17 protein-coding genes are annotated in these 16,064 nt (G+C 53.0%); 16 read left to right on the forward strand and 1 reads right to left on the reverse strand.

Translation table 11 applies throughout. The features are described 5' to 3' along the window. The first annotated feature begins 14 nt into the window (after positions 1 to 14). The 8 genes from rodA to ACJ77P_RS02955 all read left to right on the forward strand — a co-directional run bounded on the left by rodA (position 15) and on the right by ACJ77P_RS02955 (position 7,587). Positions 15 to 1,124 carry a rod shape-determining protein RodA gene (gene rodA, locus ACJ77P_RS02920; protein WP_408998940.1) on the forward strand — a complete coding sequence of 370 codons (1,110 nt, stop codon included), beginning with the start codon at positions 15 to 17 and terminating at the stop codon, positions 1,122 to 1,124. 457 nt (positions 1,125 to 1,581) lie between these two features. Next, positions 1,582 to 2,013 carry an ATP synthase F0 subunit B gene (locus ACJ77P_RS02925; RefSeq protein WP_367361018.1) on the forward strand — a complete coding sequence of 144 codons (432 nt, stop codon included), beginning with the start codon at positions 1,582 to 1,584 and terminating at the stop codon, positions 2,011 to 2,013. After that, positions 2,010 to 2,618, forward strand: coding sequence for a hypothetical protein (locus tag ACJ77P_RS02930; RefSeq protein ID WP_367361017.1), 609 nt, complete (start codon positions 2,010 to 2,012; stop codon positions 2,616 to 2,618). The genes ACJ77P_RS02925 and ACJ77P_RS02930 overlap by 4 nt, the downstream gene beginning before the upstream one ends. After that, the gene (atpH, locus tag ACJ77P_RS02935; protein ID WP_367361016.1) at positions 2,615 to 3,160 is read left to right on the forward strand and encodes an ATP synthase F1 subunit delta; all 546 of its coding nucleotides are present in this window, start codon (positions 2,615 to 2,617) and stop codon (positions 3,158 to 3,160) included. Before ACJ77P_RS02930 ends, atpH begins: the two co-directional genes overlap by 4 nt. 3 nt (positions 3,161 to 3,163) lie before the next feature. Continuing rightward, positions 3,164 to 4,678, forward strand: coding sequence for a F0F1 ATP synthase subunit alpha (gene atpA, locus ACJ77P_RS02940; RefSeq protein ID WP_367361015.1), 1,515 nt, complete (start codon positions 3,164 to 3,166; stop codon positions 4,676 to 4,678). 100 nt (positions 4,679 to 4,778) lie between these two features. Next, a complete protein-coding gene (gene atpG / locus ACJ77P_RS02945; RefSeq protein WP_367361014.1) occupies positions 4,779 to 5,654 on the forward strand; it encodes an ATP synthase F1 subunit gamma in 876 nt (291 codons plus the stop codon). Between the two features lie 100 nt (positions 5,655 to 5,754). Further along, the gene (atpD, locus tag ACJ77P_RS02950; protein WP_408998941.1) at positions 5,755 to 7,164 is read left to right on the forward strand and encodes a F0F1 ATP synthase subunit beta; all 1,410 of its coding nucleotides are present in this window, start codon (positions 5,755 to 5,757) and stop codon (positions 7,162 to 7,164) included. Between the two features lie 15 nt (positions 7,165 to 7,179). After that, positions 7,180 to 7,587 (forward strand): F0F1 ATP synthase subunit epsilon, encoded by a 408-nt coding sequence (locus tag ACJ77P_RS02955; protein WP_367361012.1) that lies wholly within the window; start codon positions 7,180 to 7,182, stop codon positions 7,585 to 7,587. Positions 7,588 to 7,710: 123 nt separating this feature from the next. Here the strand turns inward: ACJ77P_RS02955 and greA are convergent, their stop codons facing one another. After that, positions 7,711 to 8,196: a transcription elongation factor GreA gene (gene greA, locus ACJ77P_RS02960; RefSeq protein WP_367361011.1), complete on the reverse strand. Its 486-nt coding sequence runs from the start codon at positions 8,194 to 8,196 to the stop codon at positions 7,711 to 7,713. 440 nt (positions 8,197 to 8,636) lie between these two features. Between greA and ACJ77P_RS02965 the strand changes: the two genes are divergently transcribed. The 8 genes from ACJ77P_RS02965 to ACJ77P_RS03000 all read left to right on the forward strand — a co-directional run bounded on the left by ACJ77P_RS02965 (position 8,637) and on the right by ACJ77P_RS03000 (position 16,061). Beyond that, positions 8,637 to 9,554 (forward strand): class I SAM-dependent methyltransferase, encoded by a 918-nt coding sequence (locus ACJ77P_RS02965; RefSeq protein ID WP_408998942.1) that lies wholly within the window; start codon positions 8,637 to 8,639, stop codon positions 9,552 to 9,554. Between the two features lie 240 nt (positions 9,555 to 9,794). Continuing rightward, complete coding sequence (locus ACJ77P_RS02970; RefSeq protein ID WP_367361010.1) at positions 9,795 to 10,346, forward strand: NUDIX hydrolase; 552 nt, start codon at positions 9,795 to 9,797, stop codon at positions 10,344 to 10,346. A 31-nt stretch (positions 10,347 to 10,377) separates the two neighbouring features. Next, positions 10,378 to 11,919 (forward strand): B12-binding domain-containing radical SAM protein, encoded by a 1,542-nt coding sequence (locus ACJ77P_RS02975; protein WP_408998943.1) that lies wholly within the window; start codon positions 10,378 to 10,380, stop codon positions 11,917 to 11,919. Between the two features lie 232 nt (positions 11,920 to 12,151). Further along, entirely contained in the window at positions 12,152 to 12,445 is a 294-nt protein-coding gene (locus tag ACJ77P_RS02980) for a GYD domain-containing protein (RefSeq protein WP_408998944.1), read from the forward strand. Between the two features lie 139 nt (positions 12,446 to 12,584). Next, positions 12,585 to 13,400: a TPM domain-containing protein gene (locus tag ACJ77P_RS02985; protein WP_408998945.1), complete on the forward strand. Its 816-nt coding sequence runs from the start codon at positions 12,585 to 12,587 to the stop codon at positions 13,398 to 13,400. Between the two features lie 13 nt (positions 13,401 to 13,413). Beyond that, the gene (locus ACJ77P_RS02990) at positions 13,414 to 14,139 is read left to right on the forward strand and encodes a hypothetical protein (RefSeq protein ID WP_367361006.1); all 726 of its coding nucleotides are present in this window, start codon (positions 13,414 to 13,416) and stop codon (positions 14,137 to 14,139) included. A 145-nt stretch (positions 14,140 to 14,284) separates the two neighbouring features. Further along, positions 14,285 to 14,860, forward strand: a complete 576-nt coding sequence (locus tag ACJ77P_RS02995; protein WP_367361005.1) for a LemA family protein — start codon at positions 14,285 to 14,287, stop codon at positions 14,858 to 14,860. 4 nt (positions 14,861 to 14,864) lie between these two features. Further along, positions 14,865 to 16,061, forward strand: coding sequence for a metallophosphoesterase (locus ACJ77P_RS03000; RefSeq protein WP_367361004.1), 1,197 nt, complete (start codon positions 14,865 to 14,867; stop codon positions 16,059 to 16,061). Positions 16,062 to 16,064 lie beyond the last annotated feature (3 nt).

The raw sequence follows: 16,064 nt of genomic DNA on the forward strand, positions 1-16,064 counted from the left end.
GCGGAGGCTGACCGATGAGGTTTGACAGACGCCTTATTCTGAACTTTGACTGGACGTTGCTCATTCTCGTTCTCATTCTCTGCACCATCGGGGTGTTGAATATTTTCAGCGCCAGCTACTCCTTTGCAGGCGCAAAGGCGAATCCCTTTTATATCAGACAGCTTCAGTGGGTGCTCATCGGCATTTTCTGCATGAGCATCGCCTTTTGCATCGATTACCGGTTCATCTGCCAGTATGCTTATGTTCTCCACGGAATAGCGATTTTCTGCCTGGTTATCGTGTTCTTCTACGGCTTTGCAACGCATGGCTCGCAGCGCTGGATTTCTCTGGGCAGCTTTTCGCTGCAACCCTCTGAATTGGTAAAATTGACCCTGATCCTGGCCCTGGCGAAATATTTTGATGAGCACAAGCTGGAGCAGGGGTATTATCTACGGGAACTGTGGATTCCCTTTTTGCTTCTTCTTGTGCCCTTTCTCATGATTTTGGAGCAGCCCGATCTGGGAACGGGGCTCATTCTGCTTTTCGTCTCGGCATCCATGTTTCTGTTTGTGGGAATACGCCTGAAGTCTCTGCTGTATGTTCTGACGCTGGCTGTTTTCATGATGCCGGTGGGCTGGTTTTTCATGAAGGAGTATCAGCGGGAGAGGGTTTTGACGTTCCTGAATCCTGAGCGCGATCCTCTGGGGTCCGGTTATCATATCATCCAGTCCATGATCGCCATCGGCTCCGGGGGGATTCTGGGCAAGGGGTTTCTGAAAGGGACGCAGACACAGCTTCAGTTCCTTCCCGAACAGCAGACGGACTTTGTCTTTTCCGTATTCGCTGAGGAATGGGGCTTCCTGGGGGGCGGGATTCTCATTCTCCTTTTTACCTCCCTGGTCCTCTGGAGCTTGAAAATAGCCCTCCATTCCCGGGATTTTCTGGGAACTCTGATCGCTTTCGGACTGGCCTCGCTTCTGTTCTGGGAAGTCTTCATCAATACCGGAATGGTTTTGGGGATGATGCCGGTTGTCGGCATCCCCCTGCCTTTCCTCAGCTATGGGGGCTCTGCCGTTGTTTCGCTCCTTACGTGCATCGGGCTGCTCTTGAACGTCAGTATGCGGAGATATATTCTTCAGCCTTGAGAAGCAAATCGGCGCAAAACCGTTTTTTCAACCTCCGTGCTCCTCTCCGATGCCGCAGGGAAATAAATGGCTATTTTGAAGCTGAAATGTGGACGCAGGTGATATCATCAGGTTGCGGTCAATGTTATTCGAAACCGATGATATGCTCGTGATGGCACGTCATTTAAAGGACGTTATTTCTATCCAAAAGTTCTTGACATTCTATTTTAGTTATGGTTAATGCAAACACGCCTGCCGACTGATAATATTTGGAGTTAATGAACACATGGGTTTTGCTTTTTTCCATATGAAGCAGTTTTCTGATCGAGCAAAGAAAGGTCGCACGGAAGTCGCTGTTTTGTTATGTCCCAACCGGATGGACAGGGGTTAGTGTTCATTCGGTTTTTTTTATCAATTTTTTTCATGGCCGTGAAACAAGATTAACAGAAGTTGAATTTTAGATAGAGAGGGATGCGTCATGACAATCGGTCTCGATTATACGTTTTGGATACAACTTGTGAACTTTCTTTTGCTGATATTTATTCTGAATATCGTGCTTTATAAGCCGGTTATGGGGATTCTTGAGAAGAGGAAGGGGCAGATCGAGGGAGCGGAACAGGAAATCCGGGATTTGAATCTTACGATTGAGCAGAAAGAAGCCCGTTACGAAGAAAAGCTGCGTCTGGCGAAAAACGATGCCCTGGAACAGAAGAAGGAGATCGTCCGGCAGGGGTCCGATGAGGCCAAAGGCGTTCTTGACGCTGCACGTGCGGAAATTCCCAAGATGGTTGAGCAGTTTGAAGCGAAAGTATCGAAGGAAGTCAATGAAGCAAGACGTATTCTGCGTGAGCAGTCGGAAAATATAGCAACGGAAATTGCCGAAAAAGTGATGGGAAGGAGTATCAAATGAGAGGGTTTACGCGGTTGCATTGCCCTAAGGATGGTTTCTGGCTGATCCCGGCTTTCCTCCTTTTCGTTGTCCTGGTGCCATCGGCCGTGATGGCCTCGGGAGGCGGGGAACACGGTGGTGAGGGGCCAGACTGGGTCAACTTCGGATGGCGGGTCTTTAATTTCCTCGCTCTGGTCGGGCTTCTCTGGTGGCTCTTGGCTGGCAAAATTAAGAGTTTCTTCGGCGGAAGACGGGAAGAAATAAAAACGGTGCTGGAAGAGGCAAGACTGGCCAAGGAAGAGGCTCAGCGGAAGTTTGAGGAATATTCGGCAAAGCTGGACAAGGCGACCGGCGAAATCGAAGGTCTTTATGAGATGATCAAATCCCAGGGATTGGCCGAAAAGGAAAGAATGCTGGAGGACGCGAAGAAAGCTGCCGAGAAGATGAAGGAAGACACTCAGGCGCGAATCGAACAGGAGTACAAGAAGGCCAGCAGCAAGTTAAGAGTGGAGGCCGTTCAGTTGTCCGTCCAGATGGCTGAAGATATTCTGAAGCGGTCCATAACTCCGGAAGATCATGAAAGCATGGTTAAAGATTACTTGGATAAGGTGGTGAGAAAACATTGATCAACAGCGGTATTGCAAAGCGATATGCCAGGGCGTTCTTTGACATTGCCGGCGAGGACAAGCTTTACGAACAGTACTATGGTGAGTTAAGCAGCTTCGCGCGGATCGTTAAGGAAGACAAAAATCTGAAAGAGTTTCTCGCAAATCCGGTCTTTGGTCAGGCAGAGAAGAAGGCTGTTGTGGAAGCGATCCTTCAGAAGATAAAGATGTCTGCAATGACGTCGAACTTTTTGAAATTGCTCGTGGACAAGAAGAGAATAGGTATGCTTGCCGAGATTGCGGATTACTACCGTGAACTCATGGATGACGTCTTGAAGAGAGTTCGGGTCAGTGTGAAGACGGCCTTTCCTTTGAAGGAAGAAGCAACAACGGAGATCAAGAAGGGTCTCGAGCAGATGACCGGGAAGCAGACAGAGGTTACCATTGAGGAAGATCGTTCCCTGCTCGGTGGAATTGTCATTCGGGTTGGGGATACACTCTACGATGGAAGCATGAAGACTCAATTGAACAATATAAGGAATCTCTTGGGGGAGGCAGTATAAACCATGGATACAATCAAGGCAGAGGAAATAAGTCAGATTATTTCCAAACAAATTCGGGACTATGAACGGAAGCTTGATGTCAGCGAAACCGGTACCGTGCTTTCCGTTGGAGATGGTATTGCCAGAGTATACGGCGTTGAGAATGCAATGGCCATGGAGCTGCTGGAATTTCCCGGCGGAATTATGGGAATGGTTCTTAACCTCGAAGCCGACAATGTCGGTGTGGCCGTTCTCGGCGAAGTGACCCACATCAAAGAAGGGGACATTGTCAAGCGGACAGGAAAGATTGCCCAGATTCCCGTTGGAGAAGCGGTACTGGGAAGAGTCATCGACGCGACAGGAGAGCCCATTGATGGAAAAGGGCCGCTGGGAGCTACGGAGTTCAGTAGAATCGAAATGATTGCCCCGGGTGTTATCAAGCGTCAGCCCGTCAATGAGCCGATGTACACCGGCCTTAAAGCGATTGATGCCATGACCCCCATTGGTAGAGGGCAGCGGGAACTGATCATTGGTGACCGCCAGATCGGCAAAACGGCCATTGGAATTGATGCTATCATCCGCCAGAAGGACACGGGCGTGAAATGCATTTATGTTGCCATCGGCCAGAAGAAATCAACGGTTTCACAGATCGTCGAAAACTTGAGGAAGCACGACGCGATGTCTTACACCTGCGTCGTTGCCGCTTGTGCCAGTGACCCGGCGACCCTGCAGTACATCGCCGCTTATGGAGGATGCAGCATCGGTGAATATTTCCGTGATCGGGGCCAGGATGCCCTCATCATCTATGATGATCTTTCCAAACAGGCCGTGGCTTACCGCCAGATTTCCCTGCTGCTGAGAAGGCCGCCTGGACGCGAAGCCTATCCGGGAGACATTTTTTACAACCACTCAAGGCTTCTGGAACGATCGGCTCGAGTCAGCGCAGATCTGGGGGGCGGTTCCCTCACGGCACTTCCCATCATCGAAACCCAGGCGGGCGACGTGTCGGCCTATATTCCCACGAACGTCATCTCCATTACGGACGGCCAGGTTTACCTGGAGCCGAACCTGTTCTTCTCCGGTATTCGTCCTGCGATTAATGTCGGCTTGTCCGTCTCACGAGTCGGCGGGGCTGCCCAGGTAAAGGCCATGAAACAGGTCGCCGGTACGCTGAAACTTGATCTCGCCCAGTATCGCGAACTGGCGTCCTTTGCACAGTTTGGAAGCGACCTGGACAAGGCAACCCAGGCACAGCTCGATCGAGGAGTCCGTCTGGTTGAAATTTTGAAGCAGCCGCAGTTCCAGCCGATGAGCCTGGCTGAGGAAGTCGTGGTTCTCTATGCGGGTACGCGCGGTTTCCTTGACAAGTATGACGTGGATAAGATTAAGGAATACGAGCCGCAGGTGCTGGCGTTCATGAAGAACAAGTACGCAGCCGTCATGAAGGACATTGATGATCAGAAGGTATTGTCTCCCGAACTGGAGCAGAAGTTAAAGGACGCCCTTACCGCCTTCGACTCCGTGTTTGTAGCCGGCTGAGATAACATTCTCGTCTGAAAAAAAGATGATTTTTTTAGATATCAATCAGGAAGTTAAGGCTTGAATCGGGCCGACAACCAGAGATAAAGGAGTAATTTTAATGGCCGCATTAAAGGACATTAAAAGAAAAGTAGCTGCGGTACAGAAAACAAAACAGATTACCCGGGCCATGAACATGGTGGCTGCGTCGAAGTTCCGCGCGGCTCAGGCGAGGATGGAGAGCTTTCGTCCCTACGCCATGAAATTCATGGAGGTGCTGGACAGCCTTGCGCTTCGGGTGAACCCCGAGGCCCATCCGCTGCTTGCAGCAAGGGAGCCGAAGAAGATCAGGGTCCTGTGCATGAGTTCCGACAGGGGACTTTGCGGCGGTTTCAATACCAATCTGATCAAATCATCCGAACGATTTGTAAAGGAAAAGATGGCGGCGGGACTTTCTGTGGAGCTGACGCCCGTGGGGAGGAAGAGCCGGGATTACTTCAGAAGAAAATATCCCATCATCAACGAGAAAACGGATATCCTCGGTAAATTCGACATTAATCTGGCCGTAGAGATATCGGATGACGTCATCACGCCCTTTGTAAACGAGGAGTTCGATGAGCTCTACATTATTTACAACGAGTTCCGAAATGTCTCCATGCAGAGGCCCGTTGTTGTCAGGTTGCTGCCTCTGCCTTCCGTCGGACAGGAAGGCGAAATGGACCCGGATAAAACCATCGATTATGTCTATGAGCCATCTGAAGAAGTATTGATTGAGAAGCTTTTGTCCATGTATCTCCATGTCCTCATTTTCAGGGCGCTCCTTGAGACGTCCGCCGGAGAAAATGGAGCCAGGATGGCAGCCATGGATAACGCGACGAGGAACTGCGACGAGATGATCAGAACGCTGACCCTGCAATACAACAAGGTGAGGCAGTCCGCGATCACGGCGGAATTGATGGATATCGTTGGTGGAACAGAAGCCTTGGCGAAAGGATAACTTTAGAAATATTCAAGAAGAGTTATGGAATAATCGGAGAAGGAAACATCCGATATCATAATTGAAGGACTAAGATTTCCGTAGCGAAAAGGAGACTAACATGAATATTGGTAAGATTATACAGGTGATTGGGCCGGTCATTGACGTTGCATTCGAAGAGGGGCAGCTGCCGGCAATTTTGAATGCCATCACCATAACAAATCCCGTCATCAACGACGAGGAGGATAATCTGGTTGTTGAAGTCGCACAGCATCTGGGCGACAACGTCGTGCGGTGTATCGCCATGGACGTTACGGATGGTCTGGTCCGGGGGATGCCGGCAAAGGACACCGGTGGACCGATTACGGTGCCCGTTGGAAAGGAATGTCTCGGCAGGATCCTCAATGTGGTGGGCAGACCGGTCGACGGAATGGGGCCTGTGGAAGCCAAGAACCACATGCCGATTCACAGGGAGTCCCCTTCGTTTACGGAGCAGGATACAACGGTTCACGTTCTTGAAACGGGAGTCAAGGTCATCGATTTGCTCGTTCCATTTCCCCGTGGCGGAAAGATGGGGTTGTTCGGTGGAGCCGGATGCGGCAAGACCGTTGTCATGATGGAAATGATTCATAACATCGCCATGCACCATGGTGGTATTTCCGTGTTTGCCGGCGTCGGAGAGAGAACCCGCGAGGGTAACGACCTCTATCGAGAGATGCTGGAGTCCGGCGTTATCAAGCAGGCGGCTCTGATTTACGGCCAGATGACGGAACCTCCGGGAGCGCGGGCGAGAGTCTCTCTGACCGCACTGGCTGCAGCAGAGTATTTCCGCGATGTAGAAGGGCAGGATGTGCTCCTCTTTATCGACAACATCTTCAGGTTTACTCAGGCTGGTGCTGAAGTGTCCGCCCTTCTGGGAAGAATGCCCTCCGCCGTCGGTTACCAGCCGACGCTGGCTACGGACCTTGGCGAGCTTCAGGAACGGATTACCTCGACGGATAAAGGGTCAATTACGGCCGTGCAGTGCGTCTATGTCCCTGCGGACGACTTGACCGACCCTGCTCCGGCAACGACCTTTGCTCACCTTGATGGAACGGTTGTTTTGTCCAGACCCATTGCAGAGCTTGGAATCTATCCCGCAGTGGATCCCCTGGATTCGACATCGAGAATTCTCGATCCCATCGTGCTGGGTGAGGAGCATTACCGGGTAGCTCGACAGGTCCAGGTGACTCTGCAGAAGTATAAGGATCTGCAGGATATCATCGCGATTCTCGGAATGGACGAGCTGTCTGAAGAAGATAAGCTGACCGTCAACAGGGCGCGGAAAATTCAGAGATTCCTTTCTCAGCCGTTCTTCGTTGCCGCGCAGTTTACGGGAGTCGATGGAAAGTTCGTTTCCGTTCCTGATACCGTCAGAGGATTCAAGGAAATTCTCGAAGGCAAGTACGACGAATTGCCCGAACAGGCCTTCTACATGGTCGGTGGAATTGAAGAGGCGGTAGAAAAAGCGAAGAAATATCAGGAGCAATAAGGACAGGGGAAAGCAATGGCCGAAGAACTGTTATTGGAGATCGTCACCCCGGAGAAAATGGCCTTCAGCGGTGAGGTTGAAGAAGTCACCATACCTGGAACGGAAGGTGAATTCGGGGTGTTGAGAGGGCACGAAACGTTGCTCAGTTCTGTAGAAATAGGTGAGTTAAGCTTTACCGTAGGAGGCAAGAAACAATATTTCGCAGTTAATACGGGCTATACGGAAGTGACAGCGAATAAAGTAACGGTTCTCGTTGAAACGGCAGAAAGTGCTGAAACGATCAACAGAGAAAGAGCAATGAGAGCCAAAGAGCGTGCCGAGGAGAAACTGACCAAATTGTCCAAGGATGAGTTGGAATTCGAGATGCTCAGCATTGCTCTGCAGAGGGCTGTCACTCGGATCGGTGTATCGGAGAAGGCCTGAGGTCTGAAGTTCAGAATAGACGGGACATAAAAGCCGGCAGTGAGGATTTTTCTCAGTGCCGGCTTTTTATTTCCTGCTGAAGAGGTTCGCTGGATAAAGAAGCACCCTTTCCGGTTCAGGTCATTAAAACTCGGACGGGTCAATCATAATATCCACAACCTCGAAATTGCGAGTTCCTCCGGGTGTCTGAACCTTCACTTCGTCGCCGATCGATTTGCCGATCAAGGCCTTTCCAATGGGAGACGTAACAGAAATCTTGTTTGCATTGATGTTGGATTCGAAGGGACCCACAAGCTGATAATTTGTCTGTGTTCCGGAACTGATCTCTTCAATGACAACCTTAGCGCCGAAAACAACCTTGTCGTTGCTTAACTTGCTCAGATCGATGATGTTGGATAGGGCGAGATTGTTTTCAATCTCCTGCAGTTTTCCGTGCAAAAAGGACTGCTTTTCCTTGGCCGCCGTGTATTCGGCGTTTTCTGACAAATCTCCGTGCCCTCTTGCCGTTTCGATATCCTTTATGTTGGCGGGAATCAGAACCGTCTTCAGATGTTCAAGCTCTTTCTTGAGATTTTCGAAACCCGATTTCGTGATTGGCATCTTTTCCATGACCTGCCCCCTGTATTTCAAATATGATGAACCGTCAAATGAACCTATTGCGGTCGTATCGTTAAAGCGATGACGTTCTCAATGAAAAAATTATGCCGGTACAAACAAATCGATTCGCAGTTTTCAGGCCTTTGCACCAGGAGAATGTATGAAGATACTGTTCCGTGGAATAGCAGGTTTAGAAGAAGCCAGAAAAATCCGGATAGAGCGGCAAGACATCCTTTAGAAAATCTGCAAACATCAGAAAAGATCGAAGGCCAGCTTCACGAGAAGTCTTTTTATTGCAGAATTTCTAATAAAGAAAAATGACCCTGTCAAGGGAGAATTCCACCTTTTCCTCCGCAACTTATCAATTCTTGCCCGCAAAATGGAAGTGTGTTAGAAATGGAAACGGCGAGGAAGGCACAAACAGGCTGAAAAGCGAGGGGATGGGGAGAGGTATGCTGGTGCATGGGAGTATAAATCCTTCCCTGGACAAGGAAAAGAGATCTTTCGCGGAGAGCTTTGTCCAAGTCCGGAGGGAGGAATTGATCCGTGATCTAGTCTTTCCCCGTGCTGGAGAAAGGCTCCTTGATGTTGGATGCGGAACGGGAGAACATCTCATGTTCTTCAGAAATCAGGGATGCAGTGTTACAGGGATTGATCCGTCCCGTGAAAGAGTTGAGGCTGCTCAAAGGAAGCTGGGGCATCGGGCGGATATTCATGCCGGGCGGGCTGAAGACCTTCCATTTTCCGACAATGAATTCGATATTGTAACCATGATTGCCTCGCTGGAATTCGTCGAGGATCCCCAAAAAGCCGTCAGCGAGGCGGTCCGCGTTTCACGGGACAGGGTCTTTCTGGGGACGTGGAACCGGTACGCCATCATGAATCCTCATGGCGGCCACAGAGAATTTTTCTGTTCCTCAACGGGGGAAAGCCCCGTTCAACCTCTGGGAGGATTGCAGCTTGTCCGTCTGGTCAGAAACCTGCTGCCTGGAGTTCCCATATACTGGGGAAGCGTCCTCTTTTTCCCATTGGAGTGGTACACGTATCTTTCGGGTCTCGAACGGCATATTCCCATGAGAAAAAATCCCTTCGGGGCCTTCCTGGGCTTTTCCTTTTCCGTTCAGGCTACCTACCGGACCATCCAGGATTTGATCCGCGAACCGCTGGGGGCCAATTCCAAGGGCAGCCAGGCCCTCCAGGGCGCTGCCATCGGGATGAAGCAGGAAGGGGTCACTGGAGGTCATCATCCTCGTAAGATTGATCCAGAGCATGAAGGGCTCTTTCCAGATCTTCAGCGGGAACCAGGATTTTTACCTCACCGAGGCCGTCCAGATTTGTGGCATAAAGGATTCCAGCCGTCTCATAAATGAGGTGGGTGGGAATCCCCTCTGTTTTCAGGCGTCCTTCTATAATATGGGCATTCGTCATTCCTGAAGCCACGTACGCAACCCGCCATTTGTTCTGCTCCATTCTCAACCCCCCTCATCCCCGGATCCTTGTTATTCTGTCGCCACGGAAAATTGAAATAATCTGGAATGCATGATAAACGAAATCCAGAAAATTTGGCAAGTTCAAGCTCGTTGACTGCAAGAAAAGGAGTGAGATAAGCGATGCCCCTTAAAGACTGGACCCTGTTATCAAGTGAGCCGGAACGTTTCTGCCGGCTCTTTTCCCTGCGGAAGGATCGTGCCGTTTCTCCCCGGACTGGCCGGCCCTCGGACTTTTTTGTGGTGGAGGCGTCTCCCTGGGTCAATATTATTCCCATCACATCCCAAAACGACGTTGTCCTTATCCGGCAGTACCGCCATGGAGTACGCAGTGTCACCCTGGAAATTCCCGGCGGGCTTGTGGAAGATTCCGATTCTCCGGAGGAAGCTGCGCGACGGGAACTCCGAGAGGAAACGGGTTATGCGGAACGCGTGCTCGCCCCTTTAGGGGCTGTTTATCCCAATCCAGCCATCCAGAACAACCTCTGCCATACGTTTCTGGCCCAGGATGTTTATCCTGTCGGGGTGCAGCAACAGGATGAAGAGGAGGATATCGAGGTCATCCTGAAGCCTCTATCGGAGATTCCCAGACTGATCAGGGATGGCGAGATTAATCATGCCCTTGTCATCGCGGCCTTCTGTCGATTCTATTTGGAACATCCGTTCAAACCATGAAAAACAAAGGTTCTCTTGAAGAAGCGGCACGATGCTTTTAATCCACCCCCCTGTTGTCAAGCCCTGTGAATCCCCTGCCGGCCTGGCGAAGCTTGCCGGCGCACTGAGATGCCACGGACGGACCTGTACCGTGGTGGATGCCAATCTGGAGGGACTGCTCTATCTTCTGACGGATAAGGCCGTGACAGGCGCTGCTTCGGATACCTGGACCCGCCGCGCTCGAAATCACCTCCAGGATCACCTTCAGGATCTTGGTGATTGGGGGGGCTATCGAAACCGCGATCGCTACCAGCGGTCGATCCGTGATCTGAATCGAGTCCTGGAATTCTCAACGGGCAGAAAATCCGGCACCCATCTGACCCTGGCCAACTATGAGGAGAAAGACCTCTCGCCCCTTCGCAGTGACGACCTGCTTGCCGCCGCATCACTTCCGGAAGCCAATCCTTTTTATCCTTACTTCCACGGCCGATTGTCGGGGCTGCTGGAAGCCCTTTCTCCCCCGATGATCGGCTTTTCACTGAATTTTCTCAGCCAGGCGCTCTGCACCTTTGCCATGATGGGGTTCCTGCGGCGGGAATACCCTTCCGTGAAGCTCGTTCTGGGAGGAGGGCTGGTGACCTCCTGGATGAGTTCCCCCAACTGGCGGAACCCCTTTTCCGGACTTGTGGACGACATGATCGCCGGACCAGGCGAGGGGCCCCTTCTCGAACTGCTGGGAAGCGGGTTGGACCATGAGGACTGTCTGCCCGATTACGGGGATGTGTGGAAAAATCCGTATCTGGCTCCCGGCTTTATTCTGCCCTACAGCGCCTCCCGGGGCTGCTACTGGCGACGCTGCGCCTTCTGCCCCGAAAAGGCTGAAGGGCAACCCTATGCGCCCATCCCCGCGGACCGGTCCGTTTCTCAGCTCCAGGTCCTGGTTCAAAGGTACCGACCGGCCCTGATCCACCTCCTGGATAACGCCCTCAGTCCGGCTCTGCTCAATGCCGTGATCGAGGCGCCGCCGGGAGCGCCCTGGTATGGCTTTGCGAGAATTGAAGAGCATCTTGGAGATCCGGAGTTCTGCCGTTTACTGAAACGCTCCGGCTGCGTCATTCTCAAACTGGGGCTGGAATCCGGCGATCAGAACGTGCTGGATGCCCTTTTGAAGGGTATCTCTCTGACCAGGGCCTCGGAAGTGTTGAAAACGCTGAAGAAAGCAGGGATTGCCTCTTACGTGTATCTGCTTTTTGGTACACCGGCCGAATCCCGGGAATCGGCAGAGAAAACGCTTGCCTTTGTTGCCGAACACGCGCACTGCATCGATTATCTGAATGTGGCGGTCTTTAACCTGCCGGCCTGGAGTGCGGAGGTGTCATCCCTGCAAACTCGAACTTTTTATTCCGGCGATCTTTCCCTGTATCTGGATTTTATCCATCCCCTGGGCTGGGATCGACTCCGCGTCCGGCATTTTCTGGACCGCAGATTCAAACGTCATCCGGCGATCCGGGAAATTCTCCTCCGGGATCCTCCCGTGTTTACATCCAATCATGCACCGTTTTTTTCCCTGTCCTCCGGCACGTCCAGGCTCTGACCCGGCAGCAGGGGCGGTCAGACGCCGCAATTCGGATCCGGCTGCATCCCTGCTCCGCCTGCACCCGGGAGTCTGTCTTTCATTGACACGCGGGAGCCTTATGCCTATACTGTTGCGTGGAAAAGCAGATGGTTGCGGAATCCTGTTTCCATTTTTGCGGCCCGATCGCTATCCTGGAGAGCAGGCCGATGAGGAGAGATCTTTACAGGCGATTGAGGAAGGGGGAGCTGAAATGCCCGTATTCATGATGTTCGGGAAATACAGCCGGGATTCTTTGGAGGGGATGTCGCCGGAGCGAACCGGGAAGTCCGTAGAGATCATCGAACATAACGGAGGCCGGGTGATTTCCATGTATGCCGTTTTGGGAATTCATGATCTGGTCTTTACCGTTGAATTTCCTACGATTCAGAAGGCCCTGGCGGTGTCTGCCGCACTGAGCATGCTGACAGGCATTTCCTTCACAACCTCCCCTGTGATCGACATCACCCATTTCGACTCCCTGATGTCCGAGATGAAAAATAGATAACCGGAATGGAAGCGATCTGAAGAAAAGGGCACAGGCGTGCCGCGTGTCTTCAACGCCTGCCGATCGAACATTATATTCCTCATTAATTTTTAGAAGGTTATGGTTTATTGATCCCTCTTTTTTCCAGGGCGGGAAGGCCTTGAAAAATCCAGGCGTGGTTCGGGCGATTCGGATGGATTGGTCGAGGAATGTCCCTGTCGTTCTGTTGACGATCCTGACGGCTCTGTTCATCTCCGGATCATCAGGGGCCCAGGATGCCATCCCCTCGCCGCGGGGAGCCGTCAATGATTTTGCCGGAGTGATGTCCGCCGGAGATGTTGCCCGGACGGAGGCCCTTGCCCGGGAAGTCCTTGAGAAAACAGGGGCGGCCGTGGTTGTCGCAACCTTTTCGGCGATTGGGGTCCATGACATCCAGGAGTATGCCAATCGTCTTTACTCCTTCTGGGGGATAGGGAAGCGGGGGGAAGACCGGGGGGTGTTGATTGTCCTGGTTCTGCAGGAGAGAACGATCTGGATTGAAACCGGTTACGGTGTGGAGGGGGTCCTTCCCGACGGGCGCGTGGGGGAAATTCTGGATCAAAAGGTTCTTCCCTATCTGAAGCGAGGGGAATACAGCCGTGGCCTTGCCAGCTCCGTCGAAGCCATTTCCGGGGTTCTGGCTGAAGAAGCCGGGGTGACACTGACAGACCGACCGGAAGCCGGGCGGCCTGTGGGCCGCGCGGCTGGGCAGCGGAGCGGTGGGGCCGGGTCATGGTTCCTTATCCTGTTCATTCTTCTTCTCCTCCTCCTGATGGGAACCCGGAAGGGGCGTGAAATCGATCCTCTTTTGTTCAGCGGTGCCCGCCGGAGAGCTGGCGGTGACGGGGATTTTGAGGGCTTTGAGAGCTTCGGGGGTGGGTTCGGCGGGTTCGGGGGAGGCAGCAGCGGCGGAGGCGGCGCCGGCCGTCATTTTTAAGGGGAATAGAAGCATGGTGAAGATTCCGAACAATCCCGAGGAAATCTTTCCCGAAATGACGGCGGACTATCGACAGGTTTTCGGAGAGGGGCTGACGTCCGTGATCCTCTACGGCAGCGGCTGCACGGGAGATTACCGACCGGGAAAATCGGACTTGAACTTTCTGCTGATTGTGGACGATGCAGGCGTGGAGCGCCTGGAGAGGGCGGTCCCGGTCGCCGGGAAATGGAGACGCAGGAGGGTGGCTGCACCCCTGATTTTGACCCGGAGCGATCTGAGCTCCTCCCTGGATTCCTATCCCGTTGAATTTCTGAATATGAAGAAGAACTATCGCCTGGTATATGGCCAGGATGTCCTGCAGTCTCTTGCCATCGATTCCGGGGCATTGCGCCTGCAGCTTGAACGGGAGCTGAAGGGAAAGCTGTTTCTTCTGAGGAAAGGCTACCTGGAATCGGAGGGGCGCCAATCCGCGATGAGGGATCTTGTTGCAAGATCTCTGACCGCTTTCACGGCTCTTTTCGGCGCCTTTCTGTATCTCAAGGGGCGGGAGATTCCTTCCTTGAGGCGGGATGTGATCAAGGCCATGGCCTCGGCCTTCTCCCTTGATCTGGGACCCTTCCTGAGGGCTGCGGAAATCCGGGACGGGGAAGACAGCCACAGTGCCGTTGTATTGGGAAGCCTGTTGAATGAGCTTATGAAGCAGATTTCCAGGTTGTGTGTGCTGGCCGAAGAGGCGTGATCCGCCTTCAGGGCCGGGGATCCAAAATGTGCGATTTCCCGCCTGAATCTGACCGTTCCGGGACAAGGATTCAGGCCTTTCATGTCCATTGTTCAGGCTGATGGAGGGTCAGGAACAACAACAGATGACGCGGGGAGGTGGAGGTATGACGGCAGGCGGGAGAAATTTTCTTGTCGGCGCGGCGGTCGCGGTGGTTGTCCTTTTTTCTCTGTATTCCTTTGTCAAGGGGATATACAATAATTTTGTTACGTTGGACGAATCCATGAACAGCTCCTGGGCCCAGGTGGAGAACCAGCTTCAGCGCCGATATGACCTGATCCCGAACCTCGTTGAAGCAGTGAAGGGATATGCCAATCAGGAAAAGGAGGTCCTGATCGAAGTGACCAATGCCCGGGCCCGTGTCGGAGGGGCTGCAACGGTTCCGGAAAAGATCGAGGCCAACAACGAACTTTCGGGAGCCTTGAGCCGGCTTCTGGTGGTGGTGGAGCAATATCCCGATCTCAAGTCCAATGTGAACTTTCTCCGCCTTCAGGATGAACTGGCCGGTACGGAAAATCGCATAGCCGTGGAAAGGCGCCGTTATAACGAAGCGGTTAAACACTACAACGTGGCCGTCCGTCGCTTTCCCAACAGCCTTGTGGCTGCGGCGTCCGGCTTTCAGACGGCGGCCTTTTTCGAGGCGCCCGGGGCGGCCAAGGCGGCACCGAAGGTCAAATTTTAAAAGTATGTTTCGATTTCTGCTGATGTTCTTCCTGCTTTACGGCGGCCTTCACGGGTACGCCTTCTGGAAGATCCGATCGGCCTTTTTCCCGGGGCCCGTGATCTCCGTGCTTGTGGCGGCGGTCATGGCCTTGATGATTGTCGCCCCGGCCCTGATCCGGATTTCGGAACGGCACGGTCTGGAGTGGACCGCCCGGATCTTGTCCCATGCGGGTTATGCCTGGATGGGGATACTGTTCCTCTTTGCTGCTTTTGCCCTGGCCTTTGACCTCTGCCGCCTTCTTGTTTTCCTTTCGGGGTTGGTCTGGAGAATGGAAGCCGTTCCCTTTCTGTTGTCAGCCCGGTTTGCCTTCTTCCTCCCCTTGTTCCTGGCTTTGGGAATCTTCGTTTACGGCTGGTTTGACGCCCGCAACATACGGATCGAGTCGCTGACCATACAAACGGACAAGATCCCCCCGGAAACAGGCCGCCTGCGGCTTGTCCAGATTTCCGACATCCACATCGGCCTGATGAACGGTCCCGGGTTTGTCTCCAGGATGGTCCGGGTCATTCAGGAGGCGGGGCCGGATCTTCTCCTTTCCACCGGAGATCTTGTGGACGGACAGATCAACAGCATAGAGAAGGTTCTTCCCCTTTTCCAGGAACTCCGGCCGCGTCTGGGCAAGTACGCGGTAACGGGCAATCATGAATTCTACGCCGGGATTGCGCAGGCGTCGGAATTCACCCGCAAGGCGGGGTTTCAGATGCTTCGGGGAGAGGGGGTGACGGTTGCCGGATTGATCAATATCGTGGGGATCGACGATCCGACCGGACGGGCGGTGGAAGGGCATCGCCCGGTTGAGGAAGGGGAGCTGCTGAACACGATGCCGGTGCAGCATTTTACCCTCCTGTTGAAGCATCTGCCCCTGGTGGACAAACATGCCGTGGACCGGTTTGATCTTCAGCTGTCCGGCCATACCCATAAGGGTCAGATCTTCCCCTTCAGCCTCATCACCCGGTGGTATTTCCCCTTCCACTCGGGCTCCTTCCGCCTATCCGACATTTCCCGCCTTCATGTGAGCCGGGGAACGGGAACCTGGGGGCCGCCCATCCGCTTTCTCAGCCCTCCGGAAGTGACGGTGATCGATCTGGTAGCGGCGGGCAATCCGGTGGAGCGCGTCAGCGGAAGGCAGACAGGGCAATCATCCGGCGGGAGGAACTGACAC

Origin of the sequence: Syntrophus buswellii (assembly GCF_046097065.1) — a bacterium.
GTDB lineage: Bacteria > Desulfobacterota > Syntrophia > Syntrophales > Syntrophaceae > Syntrophus > Syntrophus buswellii.